11 protein-coding genes, 1 other RNA gene and 2 pseudogenes are annotated in these 11,294 nt (G+C 60.2%); 6 read left to right on the forward strand and 8 right to left on the reverse strand.

All coding sequences use genetic code 11. The annotated features are described in order from the left end of the window. Window positions 1-8: 8 nt before the first annotated feature. From ACP7CZ_RS18835 to ACP7CZ_RS18850, 4 genes are read right to left on the reverse strand one after another with little or no spacing between them, the layout of a single operon-like run. A complete protein-coding gene (locus ACP7CZ_RS18835) occupies window positions 9-566 on the reverse strand; it encodes a PqiC family protein (protein WP_054897007.1) in 558 nt (185 codons plus the stop codon). Between the two features lie 14 nt (window positions 567-580). Beyond that, complete coding sequence (locus ACP7CZ_RS18840) at window positions 581-2,230, reverse strand: intermembrane transport protein PqiB (protein ID WP_014716962.1); 1,650 nt, start codon at window positions 2,228-2,230, stop codon at window positions 581-583. Further along, entirely contained in the window at window positions 2,211-2,855 is a 645-nt protein-coding gene (locus tag ACP7CZ_RS18845; RefSeq protein WP_014716963.1) for a paraquat-inducible protein A, read from the reverse strand. Before ACP7CZ_RS18845 ends, ACP7CZ_RS18840 begins: the two co-directional genes overlap by 20 nt. Then, window positions 2,852-3,442, reverse strand: a complete 591-nt coding sequence (locus ACP7CZ_RS18850) for a paraquat-inducible protein A (RefSeq protein ID WP_034126332.1) — start codon at window positions 3,440-3,442, stop codon at window positions 2,852-2,854. The genes ACP7CZ_RS18845 and ACP7CZ_RS18850 overlap by 4 nt, the downstream gene beginning before the upstream one ends. Before the next feature lie 154 nt (window positions 3,443-3,596). Here ACP7CZ_RS18850 and ACP7CZ_RS18855 point away from each other — a divergent pair, with 154 nt between their 5' ends. The 4 genes and pseudogenes from ACP7CZ_RS18855 to ACP7CZ_RS18870 form a co-directional block, all read left to right on the forward strand. Next, window positions 3,597-4,241: an MBL fold metallo-hydrolase gene (locus ACP7CZ_RS18855; RefSeq protein WP_034126333.1), complete on the forward strand. Its 645-nt coding sequence runs from the start codon at window positions 3,597-3,599 to the stop codon at window positions 4,239-4,241. A 178-nt stretch (window positions 4,242-4,419) separates the two neighbouring features. Further along, window positions 4,420-5,190: an OmpA family protein gene (locus ACP7CZ_RS18860; protein WP_294163508.1), complete on the forward strand. Its 771-nt coding sequence runs from the start codon at window positions 4,420-4,422 to the stop codon at window positions 5,188-5,190. A 183-nt stretch (window positions 5,191-5,373) separates the two neighbouring features. Further along, window positions 5,374-5,532 (forward strand): annotated as a pseudogene (locus tag ACP7CZ_RS18865) (cell envelope biogenesis protein OmpA); the annotation flags it as partial. Between the two features lie 184 nt (window positions 5,533-5,716). Next, window positions 5,717-5,875 (forward strand): annotated as a pseudogene (locus tag ACP7CZ_RS18870) (cell envelope biogenesis protein OmpA); the annotation flags it as partial. A 202-nt stretch (window positions 5,876-6,077) separates the two neighbouring features. Here the strand turns inward: ACP7CZ_RS18870 and ACP7CZ_RS18875 are convergent. The 4 genes from ACP7CZ_RS18875 to ACP7CZ_RS18890 all read right to left on the reverse strand — a co-directional run bounded on the left by ACP7CZ_RS18875 (window position 6,078) and on the right by ACP7CZ_RS18890 (window position 9,525). After that, the gene (locus ACP7CZ_RS18875; protein ID WP_003188655.1) at window positions 6,078-6,659 is read right to left on the reverse strand and encodes a BON domain-containing protein; all 582 of its coding nucleotides are present in this window, start codon (window positions 6,657-6,659) and stop codon (window positions 6,078-6,080) included. Further along, a complete protein-coding gene (locus ACP7CZ_RS18880; protein WP_007904374.1) occupies window positions 6,656-7,249 on the reverse strand; it encodes a phosphoheptose isomerase in 594 nt (197 codons plus the stop codon). The genes ACP7CZ_RS18875 and ACP7CZ_RS18880 overlap by 4 nt, the downstream gene beginning before the upstream one ends. Before the next feature lie 93 nt (window positions 7,250-7,342). After that, on the reverse strand, window positions 7,343-7,714 hold the full coding sequence (locus ACP7CZ_RS18885) for a YraN family protein (protein ID WP_054898902.1): 372 nt from the start codon (window positions 7,712-7,714) through the stop codon (window positions 7,343-7,345). Continuing rightward, window positions 7,714-9,525 (reverse strand): penicillin-binding protein activator, encoded by a 1,812-nt coding sequence (locus ACP7CZ_RS18890; protein ID WP_054919296.1) that lies wholly within the window; start codon window positions 9,523-9,525, stop codon window positions 7,714-7,716. Before ACP7CZ_RS18890 ends, ACP7CZ_RS18885 begins: the two co-directional genes overlap by 1 nt. A gap of 176 nt (window positions 9,526-9,701) precedes the next feature. Here ACP7CZ_RS18890 and rsmI point away from each other — a divergent pair, with 176 nt between their 5' ends. Together rsmI and rnpB are read left to right on the forward strand one after the other, a co-directional pair. After that, a complete protein-coding gene (gene rsmI, locus ACP7CZ_RS18895; RefSeq protein WP_087149550.1) occupies window positions 9,702-10,607 on the forward strand; it encodes a 16S rRNA (cytidine(1402)-2'-O)-methyltransferase in 906 nt (301 codons plus the stop codon). A 96-nt stretch (window positions 10,608-10,703) separates the two neighbouring features. After that, window positions 10,704-11,057, forward strand: an RNA gene (gene rnpB, locus ACP7CZ_RS18900) — RNase P RNA component class A. Window positions 11,058-11,294: the final 237 nt, after the last annotated feature.

Here is an 11,294-nt window from a genome sequence, read left to right on the forward strand (position 1 = left end):
CCCTGGGTTTATGGCGTGGTCGGGCAGCCTTTGAGTGAGGTGTCGACGGTCTGATTGATCAGCGCCGCGAAACGCTTGAGGTTGTTCTGATGCGCCACCACCAAATCGTCGATGCTCGGCCCGGCGGGTGATTGCAAGGTGGTGCGGCAGGTCAAGGCCGGGCGATCGCCATTGACTTGCCTCACGCGCCAGCGCACATCGAGCAATGCGTACTGCCCCGGTACCGAGTCAAACCGCTGCACGTCTACGCGCAAAGCCACGGCTTGCCGGGCATTGCTGTTGGCTAATTGATCCACCAAGGCGCTCCTCAGTTCATCGGCGAGGGTGGCGGCCCACCACTGGGTTTCAAGAATCGCCAGGCCGCTGTCGCCCTGGCGGATCACGATCTGCGCGCGGTCGACCTGAGGCGGCACGCTGATGCTCTCAATGCGCACACCGCCGGCCTCTGCTCGCGTACTCGGGCTCAAGTGCGCCGGGGTCAGGGTATGAAAAGCGATGGGTTCACTGCGGCAGGCACCGAGCAGCAGCAGGGTGCTCAGCAACGTGATCTTCAACGGCAATGTCATGGCGGCTCCAATGGTCATTTGCGGGGTGGCCCTTGCAGGTCCGTCGGTGCGGCGTTATCGGGGCGGCCGCGAATCAGCGACTCCGGATGCCGGCCCAGGTAATCCGAAAGCTCGCGCAGGGAGCGCGACATGCGCCCCAACTCGTCGAGGGTCTGGGTCAGTTGTTCACGCTGCGGCGAGTCTTCGGCCAGGGTTGAACTGGCCGATTGCAGGGTCTTGCTCACGTCGGCCAAGGTCGTCTGCACACCCGGCAGCGTCTTGGCGTTGAATTGCGCCAGGCCCTTGCGCAGTTCGACCAGGCTGGCGTCGAGGTTGCCGGCAATGCGCTCGACAGGCAGTTGGCTGATCTTGTTGACGATGCCTTCGAACTTCTCTTGCAGTTGTTCCAGGTTGCCCGGGATCGTGGGGATGCCCACGGGGCGCTGGTTCGGGTCGAACGCGACTTTCTCGGCCTTGGGGTAGAAGTCCAGGGCGATGTACAGCTGGCCGGTCAGCAAGTTACCGCTGCGGGCCTGGGCGCGCAGGCCGTTTTCGATGAAGGTGCCGATCAGGCGTACGCCGGCTGCCTCATCGTCAGGGTTATTGTTCATGGCCTTGAGCAACTTGGTGTGGGCCTCGCCGAGCAGTTGCGGGTAGATCACGATGCCGACATTGACCGGGAAAGTGCGTTTCTTCGCATCGAAATCCAGGTTGATCGATACAACCCTGCCGAACTCGACGCCGAGGAACTCCACCGGTGCGTCGACTTTCAGCCCGCGCAGGGCCTGATCGAAGCGCAGGACCATGTATTGCCCCTTGCCGTTGGGCGGGGCGAGGGCGCTTTGCTGGTCTTCGAACAATTCAAAGCTGCGACTTTCTTCGGCCGGTTTGTCATTGGGGTTGTAGGGCGGCGCCTGGAAGGCGATCCCGCCCATCAACATGGAGGACAAGGATTCGGTTTTCAGCGCGAAGCCATTGGCACCGACGCTCAAGTCGACGCCGCTGGCATTCCAGAAACGCGTGTTCTCAGTGATGTACACATCATTGGGCGCATGCACAAAGATTTCGACATTCACGCCCTTGCCCTCGTTGTCCAGCTCATAGGCCACTACCTGGCCCACCGGGATCTTGCGGTAATAGACGGGGGAGCCGATATCCAGGGAGCCCAAGGCCTGGGTGTGCAGGGTGAAGCGCTTGCCCGGCTCGCCGTAGGTGATGGGCGGCGGGTTTTCCAAGCCGGTGAAGTGTTTGGCGCGAGTCTCGGACTGGCCAATGTCTGCGCCGATGTAGTCGCCGGACAACAACGTGTCGATGCCCGACACGCCGCCTGCGCCGATGCGCGGGCGCACCACCCAGAATTTTGAATCTTCGCGGGTGAAACTTTCGGCCTGTTTGACCAGCTCGACGGTGGCATTGACGCTTTTCTGGTCATCACTCAGGGCCACGGCGGTTACCTGGCCGATCACCACGTTGCGGTATTTGACCTCGGTTTTGTTGGCAACCAGCCCGCTGCCGGTCTTGAAGTTGAGGACGATGGTCGGCCCTTGTTGCATGACGCTGTGAATCACCAGCGAGATCCCCACCAGTACGGCGACAATCGGCACGATCCAGACCAGCGAGACACTGAAACGACGCGTCTTGATCACGGGTTGCCCCGCAGGGGTGTCAGCCTTGGATGAGCTCATCCGAGGTCTCCTCGTTATGTGGATTTTCCCAGATTAGCCGGGGATCAAAACTCATGGCCGCCAGCATCGTAAACACGACCACCAGGCCAAAAAACAGAATGCCCAGGCGCGGTTCGATCGTGCCTAGGGCTTGAAACTTCACCAGCGCGGCCACCAGGGCAACCACGATGACATCGAGCATCGACCAGTAGCCGATCAGTTCGATAAACCGAAACAGCTTTGAACGCTCCTTGCGCGCCCACTGGCTATTACGCTGCACGGTGACCAGCAGCAGCCCCAGCGACAGGAACTTGATACCCGGCACGGCAATGCTGGCGATGAAAATGATCAGCGCAATGTCCCAGGCGCCATGCTGCCAGAACTCCAGCACGCCACTCATGATGGTGCTGTCTGCGCCCGAGCCGAGCATGGTGGTGTTCATCACCGGCAGTAAGTTGGCCGGGACATAAAAGGCGAGGGCGGTGAGCATGTAGGCCCAGGTTCGGGTCAGGGACTGCACCTTGCGCCGATGCAGTGCGGCGCCACAGCGATCGCACTCGGTGGGCTCAAGGCGCATGTCGCAGGGCTGGCCGCAGGTATGGCACAGGCACAGATTCAGCTCGCGGGCGGTGGGCGGTGAATTCATACGGTGTCCCACAGGTCGCGTACATCGCGCCCGGCAATGCGGATCAGCAACAGGCTCAGGGCGGCCAAGGCGAACAGGCCGGTGCCAGGGATCACATCCAGCATGCCGGCCAGCTTGAAGACCGCGACCATCGCGCCCAGCAGGCACACCTCCAGCATGCTCCAGGGCCGGAGTGCTTCGAGCCAGCGCATGCACAGCTTGAATGCCGGCGAGCGCTTACCGGCCAACGCGAAACTCAGCACCCAGATCAGCAACAGCAGCTGAAACACCGGCGCGATAATGATGGAAATCGCCGCGACCAAAGCAATGAACGTAATCGGCCCCAGGCTCAATGCAACGACTGAATCCCAGAGCGTCGCGCTGTTTTTCAAGCCCTGCAGGCTGATGCTCATCACCGGATAAAAGTTCGCAAAGGTCCACAGCACTGCGGCGGTCACCGTCAGGGCGAGGCGTTGCTGCACCGACAGGCCGTTATAGCGCTGCAGCACGCCAAAACAACGCACACACAGGGCTTTTTGATGTTTGGCGAGCGTGACTTTCTCGTACACGCAGTCGCAGTGTTCGCAGATGATCTGTTGATTCGCCATGGGTGTTGCTCCAAATGCGACTGACTGCAGCGGTGGACTTAATGGCGCTTGTGTAGCTTAGCAGCGGATATACCGCGCAATCGACTCCTTCCAGAGCAGGTGCAAGCTACACCATACTGCACTTGGAACGCGCCAGAGAGCTTGCAGGACACCCATGACTATTGAAAAACAACCGTTGATTCGCGAAACCTTTCCCGTCGGCCCGTTGCAGTGCAACTGCACCATCATTGGCGACCCGATCACTAAAAAAGCCATCGTAGTCGACCCCGGTGGCAATCACGAGTTGATCCTGGCGCGCCTTGATGCGCTGGGCCTGAAGGTGGTGAGCATTATCCACACCCATGCTCACCTCGATCATTTCCTCGCCTCCGGTCAATTGAAAGAAAAGACCGGCGCCACGCTGCATCTGCACAAAGATGATCAATTTCTATGGGACAACCTGGAAATGCAATGCCAGATGTTTCGCGTGCCCTACGTCCCGGTACCGTCGCCGGATCGCTGGCTGGAGCATGACGAAGAACTGGCCTGCGGCTGTGGCGTAGCCTTGCACACCCCAGGGCATACGCCGGGCTCGATGAGTTTCTGGTTCGCCGACGCCAAGCTGTTGATCGCCGGCGATACCTTGTTTCGTCGCGGCGTAGGGCGCACGGACTTATGGGGTGGCGACCAAGCGACGATCGTGCGGTCGATCAAGCAGCGCTTGTATACGCTGGACGAGGGCGCGACGGTGGTCACTGGGCATGGGCCGGATACGTTGCTGGGCGATGAGATGCGGGAGAATCCTTTCGTGCGTGCGTGATGGGTTGTCGGCTCTGATACAAACCGGTACAGACACACAGACACAGGCCCGAGCCAAAGACAGCTATGCTTTACGCTCCCCTCCACGGAATTTTTGCCGTTTGTCGCGTTCCAAACTCGGCACAGGTCCATTGCCAATGTCCTCTGCATCACAGAATGCAAAAGTAGGAGCTTCCTTCATGTTCACTCCGCGTCGTCTGCTTGTTGTCGCTATCGCCGTAGCCCTGTTGTCTGGCTGCGCCTCACCTAACCCTTATGACGGCAGCCAGGGACAGGCCAGCAATGGTTCCGAAAGCGGCATGAGCAAAACCGCCAAGTACGGCGGCCTCGGTGCGCTGGCTGGTGCATTGGCCGGTGCGGCCATCGACCATAACAACCGTGGCAAGGGCGCGCTGATTGGCGCAGTCGTTGCGGGTGCCGGTGCGGCGGGCTATGGCTACTACGCCGACCAGCAAGAGAAAAAACTGCGTGAAAGCATGGCGAACACCGGGGTCGAGGTGCAGCGCCAGGGTGACCAGATCAAGCTGATCATGCCGGGCAACATTACCTTCGCCACCAACTCGGACGCGATCTCCAGCAGCTTCTACCAGCCGCTGAACAACCTGGCCAACTCTCTCAAGCAGTTCAACCAGAACACCATCCAGATCGTTGGCTACACCGACAGCACCGGTAGCCGCCAACTGAATATGGACCTGTCCCAGCGCCGTGCGCAGAGCGTGGCCAACTACCTGACCTCCCAAGGCGTTAATGGTGCCAACCTGAGCGCACGCGGTGCCGGCCCGGATAACCCGATTGCCAGCAACGCCGACGTGAATGGCCGTGCGCAGAACCGTCGCGTCGAAGTCAACCTCGGCCCGATCCCTGGCCAGCAATACGGCCAGCCTGGTCAGCAGCAGGCGCCACAGCAGAACAACCAGTTCCAGGGCAATCCGTACCAGCAATACCAGTAAACCCTGGGCACTAAAAAGGGCGCCGTCAGTCAATGCACGGCGCCCTTTTTTGATCGTTCTCACGCTCTGCGTGGGAATGCCCGCTCGGACGCTCCGCGTCCCACTGATGGCGCAAAAGTCGAGGCTTGTGCGGTGACGCGGAGCGTCACGGGATGCGTTCCCACGCAGAGCGTGGGAACGATCATTGCCAGCAACGCCGACGTGAATGGCCGTGCGCAGAACCGTCGCGTCGAAGTCAACCTCGGCCCGATCCCTGGCCAGCAATACGGCCAGCCTGGTCAGCAGCAGGCACCACAGCAGAACAACCAGTTCCAGGGCAATCCGTACCAGCAATACCAGTAAACCCTGGGCACTAAAAAGGGCGCCGCGCAGTCAATGCACGGCGCCCTTTTTTGATCGTTCCCACGCTCTGCGTGGGAATGCCCGCTCGGACGCTCCGCGTCCCACTGATGGCGCAAAAGTCGAGGCTTGTGCGGTGACGCGGAGCGTCACGGGATGCGTTCCCACGCAGAGCGTGGGAACGATCATTGCCAGCAACGCTGACGTGAATGGCCGTGCGCAGAACCGTCGCGTCGAAGTCAACCTCGGCCCGATCCCTGGCCAGCAATACGGCCAGCCTGGTCAGCAGCAGGCACCACAGCAGAACAACCAGTTCCAGGGCAATCCGTACCAGCAATACCAGTAAACCCTGGGCACTAAAAAGGGCGCCGTGCAGTCAATGCACGGCGCCCTTTTTTGATCGTTCCCACGCTCTGCGTGGGAATGCCCGCTCGGACGCTCCGCGTCCCACTCTTGGCGCAAAAGCTGAAGCTTGTGCGGTGACGCGGAGCGTCACGGGATGCGTTCTCACGCAGAGCGTGGGAACGATCAGGCAGCTTCGATCTACATCAGTCGATGTATTCGAATACCTTGACGATCTTCTGTACGCCCGACACACCTTGCACCAGGTTGGCGGCGCGGGTGGCTTCTGCCTGGGTCAGCAGGCCCATCATGTAGACGATGCCGTTATCGGTGACGATCTTGATTCGCGAGCCTGGCACTGCACTGTCGGTCAGCATCTGGGCCTTGATCTTGGTGGTCAGCAAGGCATCGTTGCTGATGGCCAGCAGAGTGATCGGGTCCATGACCTGCAGTTCGTTGTGGACCTTCTTGACGCGTTGCACGCCGGCAGCGGCTTGCTCGGCCTGGGCCTTGAGATCGGCGCGGGGTGTTTGGCCTGCCAGCAGGACCACGCCGTTGAAGCTGGTCACCACGATGCGCGAGGCACCGTTGCCCAGGTCGGTAGCAGCCTTGGCGACGTTGACCTTGACCTTGGTTTCGATCAGCGAATCATCAATGGTGCTGCCGAAGGTGCGTGTGCCCCGGTCGTCCTGAATAGGGGTGTCCCGTGTAGCGGTGATAGCCGAGCTGCAGCCGCTGATGGCGACGCACAGCGTAATGGCCAAAAGACTGAGGCGATTAACGGTCATTCTTCACTCCCGAACAGTTGGCTGTCGATCAGATCGCACAGGCAGTGGATCGCCAGCAGATGAACTTCTTGGATACGTGCAGTGACATTGGCCGGGACGCGAATCTCCACGTCCTCGGGCAGCAGCAGCGAAGCCATGCCGCCGCCGTCGCGACCGGTCAAGGCTACGACAATCATTTCGCGATCATGTGCGGCCTGGATCGCTTGAATAATATTCGCCGAGTTGCCGCTGGTGGAAATCGCCAGCAATACATCGCCCGGCTGGCCTAGGGCGCGGATCTGCTTGGAGAAGATTTCGTTGTAGCTGTAGTCGTTGGCGATCGAAGTGATCGTCGACGAGTCGGTGGTCAATGCAATGGCCGGCAGGCTCGGGCGCTCGCGTTCGAAACGGTTGAGCAGCTCGGAGGAAAAATGCTGGGCATCGCCGGCCGAACCACCGTTGCCGCACGAAAGCATTTTGCCTTCGTTGAGCAAGGCATTGACCATGACCTGACTGGCTTGCTCGATGTGCGGTGCAAGTACGTCCATCGCCTGTTGCTTGGTGTCGATGCTGGCCTGGAAAAGCTGGCGAATTCGGGATTGCATGTCCATCTGTGTGACCTTAAGTAGCGCGGCTGTTTGGCACAGGTAATGTGCAGCCCGCAATGCAAAGAGCAAAAGTGAGTGGTGAGGGTGCCCGGCGAATCAGCTGTCGAAGGCATTTTTAAGCCAGGTCAGATCAGCTGTGCCTGACGGGGTGCTTTCCATGGCAACCACATCGAAACGGCAGGGGCGGTCAGCCCAGTGATGCTCTTTTTGCAGGAAAAACTGCGCAGCGAGTATCAGCTTTTGACGCTTGCGCTCGTCGATACTGGCGAGCGCGCCACCCCATTGTGCGTGTTTTCTGTAGCGGACTTCGACGAATACTACTGTATCGCCGTCAAGCATGACCAGATCAAGCTCGCCGCGTTTACATAACCAGTTCTGCGCCAGAAGGCGCAGACCCTGTTGTTGCAGGTAATCGAGCGCATGCAGTTCGGCATCCTTGCCGCTTTGTGCGCTGGACCGCTGGGGCATCAGCGTGGGGTATCGGGCAGGCGCTGTATTTCGCCGCCGACGAACTTCGCCCACGGCATCTGGCGGTCCACGCGCTGGTTGGCGCTGATGCCCAGGTTGCCCGAGAGGCCGTCGACACGGGTGTCAGGCAGTGCCTTGAGCTGGCCCAGGCGTGGTGCCAGGCGGTAGGCATCGACGCCCATTGCGTAGAGGCGGCCCAGGCTGCCATTGGCTTGCGGCCATTGCGCCGCAACCTGGTTGCGCAGTGGGTCGGTGGTGTTGAGCAACCAGGGGGTTTCGCAGAACATCACGTTGGTCATGTCCAGGTACTGGTTACGGTCACCGCTGGCACTGAACACGTGGGAGGTTGCGTACACCGGCACATCGCCGGCGTATTGGAAGTTCAGGGTCGGCTTGATCTGCTGGGCCAGTTGCGGCGTTACGGCCAGGAAGATGAACTCGATGTCCTGGCGACGCGAAGGCTGGGCGGCTACGTCGGTGCCTACTGTGCTTTGCAGGCTCTTGGCGCGGCCTTCGCTCTTGCGCAGTTGGAACAGATCGGCGATCTGCTGGGCCAAGGCAACAGGCTGATCGACATATTCAACGCCCATGACGGTGCCGCCATTGGCTTCCCAATCCTGGCGGAACGCTTTGTAGACGCGCTCGCCCCATTCGCCACGGGGCACCATGGCGGCGGCACGGTGCAGGCCGTCGGCACGTGCACGGCGCGACACTTCGCGGGCTTCGTCTTCAGCGGCCAGGCCGAACTGGAACAACTGCGCCGGGCCTTGATCGGTCTCGCTGTAGTTCAGGGCGAGGGTGGTGATCGGCAGCTGCGGGCGTGCGCTGAGTTGCTTGACCAGCGGTTTTTCCAGCGGGCCGACCACCAGTTGCACGCCGGCGGCCTGGGCCTTGGCGTAGAAGTCGTCGAGGGAGCCCAGGCGCGAGCTGTCATAGAACTCGATGACCGGTGGCTTCTGCCCGGCTTGTTCAGCCTGGTAGTGAGCCGCCATGAAGCCTTCGCGCAGCGCTTTGCCCACAGCCGCCAGCGGCCCTTCCTGCGGCAGCAGCAGGGCGATCTTGTTCAGGGGCTGGCTGGCCAGTTCCTTGAGCTTGGTCAGCGGCGCTGGCAGTTGCACTGCAGCCGGGTGGCCCGGGTTCTGTGCGCGCCAGGTGTCGATGGCGGCTTGTTGTTGCTCCAGCGTACCGGCGCCCTTGACCGCCTGGGCCAGGGTGATCCAGCCATCGAGTGTCGGGTTGCCAGTGGCTTGCAGCTGTTCGGCTGGCAACGCGGCAATCAATACCCAGATGGCCTCGTGGTTGCTGTTGGCAGCCTCACCCGTCAGCAGGGGCGCCATGGACACCCGCTCGCGAGCGGCGGCGAGGGTCTGCCCATCGGCTTCATAGGCACGTGCATGTACGGTACCGGTGCGGATCTGCTGGTCGGTCGGCAGTTCCTTCAGGCTTTGCAGGCTGGGGTGGTTCAGCGCTGCCAAAGCCGCCTTGGGCTGGTTGCGCCCCATGGCCAGTTCTGCGGCCAGGGTGCTGGCAAATACTTGCGCGGCTGGCTTCAGGGCGTCCAGGGGCACTTGCGCAAGGATCTGCGAGGAGCGGCCGGGGTTGTTCTGCTGGTAAGCCAGGTCCGCCGCGCTCAGGCGCAGCAACGCGGCTTTTTCTGGCGTCTTGGCGTTCGTCGCCTGTTCGAGCAGTTGCTCGATACTGGCATCGGGCGTGCGTGGCAGTTCGCCAAGACTGGAGGAGGGCGAACTGGCGCAAGCAGCCAGCAATGCAGCGAGGCAGAGGGCGGAGAGCAGCCGCAGGCAAGCGATCATGTAAGTGTTCCTGATACCGATCAAATTAGCGTGGAAGTGTACCCAAGCACTGGCCCAGGCGCGATGTTCATGGCGTTAAACCGTGGATTTAGGTCGTGCAAATGTTGTGTTTAGCTAATGGTGGCTGAAACGGCATCGGCCGTGATGGCATATTTTCAAGGCGTCTACGCGCTACAATGTGGCTTTTGCCAACCATCGAGGTGTGCGCTTTGACTGCTCCAGGTCTTTTGAATTCCACTGCTGGCTCGCTTTTTGTGGTGGCGACGCCCATTGGCAACCTGGACGACATCAGTGCCCGGGCGCTGAAAGTGTTGCGCGAGGTGAAATTGATCGCGGCAGAAGACACGCGGCACTCCCAACGGTTGATGCAGCATTTTGGTATCAGCACGCCATTAGCGGCCTGCCACGAACACAACGAACGTGAAGAGGGTAGCCGCTTTATCACACGTCTTTTGGCGGGTGATGACGTCGCGCTGATTTCCGACGCGGGCACGCCCCTGATTTCCGATCCTGGTTACCACTTGGTCCGCCAGGCCCGTGCCGCAGGTATCAATGTAGTGCCTGTTCCGGGAGCCTGCGCGCTGATTGCTGCATTATCGGCCGCCGGGTTGCCCTCGGACCGCTTTATCTTCGAAGGCTTCCTGCCCGCCAAGGCTGTAGGGCGTCGGGCGCGTCTGCAGGCACTTAAAGAAGAACCGCGCACCTTGATCTTCTATGAGGCTCCGCATCGTATCCTTGAATGCCTGCAAGACATGGAGCTGGTGTTCGGCGGTGAGCGCCTGGCCTTGCTGGCCCGAGAGTTGACCAAGACCTTCGAAACCCTCAAGGGGTTGCCGCTGGAGGAGCTGCGAGCGTTTGTCGAGGGCGACAGCAATCAGCAACGTGGCGAATGCGTGGTGTTGGTAGCAGGCTGGACCGCGCCGGAGAATGAAGATGCGGTGGGCAGCGAGGCGATGCGCGTCCTCGATTTGTTGCTCAAGGAAATGCCACTCAAGCGCGCCGCCGCCCTGGCAGCGGAAATTACCGGTGTGCGCAAGAATGTGTTGTATCAGGTCGCGCTCGATAAGCAGAAGGCCGAATAGTTCCAGGGGCAAATCTGTATTTCGTCTGAACGTGATGGCAATGCCGCACTTTTAATACTTGTCCTCAAGCCGCCGTGCCGTTAACCTGCGCGGCGGAGAGTCGATTGGACAGTCGCTGCCCTCTATGAAAATTAGGGGGGGGAGGAAAGTCCGGGCTCCATAGGGCGAAGTGCCAGGTAATGCCTGGGAGGCGTGAGCCTACGGAAAGTGCCACAGAAAATAACCGCCTAAGCACTTCGGTGCCGGTAAGGGTGAAAAGGTGCGGTAAGAGCGCACCGCACGACTGGCAACAGTTCGTGGCTAGGTAAACCCCACTTGGAGCAAGACCAAATAGGGTCCCAAGGCGTGGCCCGCGCTGGGACCGGGTAGGTTGCTAAAGATGTCCAGTGATGGCCATCGTAGACGAATGACTGTTCAAGACAGAACCCGGCTTACAGATCGACTCTCCACCTTTTTTCCTTGCGTTCGAATCTCGTGCGCAAACCCGGTAGTAACGCAAGAATCCCTCCCTGCCAAATCATTGGCAGATGCATCTTCGTAATACCAAAAAAATCTTACTCTTAATAAATTACTTTAACTTTAGCCTCTAGCTCTCTGAGCCATTTGCCGTTGTTGAGTCAAAAACATCGCCAAACTCTCGTTTCTCCTCCTTTTGCACTCCTAAATCTCCGTTCTGTAAGGCTTTTC

The organism is Pseudomonas sp. DWP2-2 (assembly GCF_049897065.1).
In the GTDB taxonomy this organism is placed as follows: domain Bacteria; phylum Pseudomonadota; class Gammaproteobacteria; order Pseudomonadales; family Pseudomonadaceae; genus Aquipseudomonas; species Aquipseudomonas paracarnis.

Bases quoted from the DNA above. Each gene is read 5' to 3' on its own strand.
- ACP7CZ_RS18840 (WP_014716962.1), bottom strand. From the start codon at position 2,230: ATGAGCTCATCCAAGGCTGACACCCCTGCGGGGCAACCCGTGATCAAG.
- rsmI (WP_087149550.1), top strand. From the start codon at position 9,702: ATGTGGCTTTTGCCAACCATCGAGGTGTGCGCTTTGACTGCTCCAGGT.
- ACP7CZ_RS18890 (WP_054919296.1), bottom strand. From the start codon at position 9,525: ATGATCGCTTGCCTGCGGCTGCTCTCCGCCCTCTGCCTCGCTGCATTG.
- ACP7CZ_RS18855 (WP_034126333.1), top strand. From the start codon at position 3,597: ATGACTATTGAAAAACAACCGTTGATTCGCGAAACCTTTCCCGTCGGC.
- ACP7CZ_RS18860 (WP_294163508.1), top strand. From the start codon at position 4,420: ATGTTCACTCCGCGTCGTCTGCTTGTTGTCGCTATCGCCGTAGCCCTG.
- ACP7CZ_RS18845 (WP_014716963.1), bottom strand. From the start codon at position 2,855: ATGAATTCACCGCCCACCGCCCGCGAGCTGAATCTGTGCCTGTGCCAT.
- ACP7CZ_RS18835 (WP_054897007.1), bottom strand. From the start codon at position 566: ATGACATTGCCGTTGAAGATCACGTTGCTGAGCACCCTGCTGCTGCTC.
- ACP7CZ_RS18875 (WP_003188655.1), bottom strand. From the start codon at position 6,659: ATGACCGTTAATCGCCTCAGTCTTTTGGCCATTACGCTGTGCGTCGCC.
- ACP7CZ_RS18885 (WP_054898902.1), bottom strand. From the start codon at position 7,714: ATGCCCCAGCGGTCCAGCGCACAAAGCGGCAAGGATGCCGAACTGCAT.
- ACP7CZ_RS18880 (WP_007904374.1), bottom strand. From the start codon at position 7,249: ATGGACATGCAATCCCGAATTCGCCAGCTTTTCCAGGCCAGCATCGAC.
- ACP7CZ_RS18850 (WP_034126332.1), bottom strand. From the start codon at position 3,442: ATGGCGAATCAACAGATCATCTGCGAACACTGCGACTGCGTGTACGAG.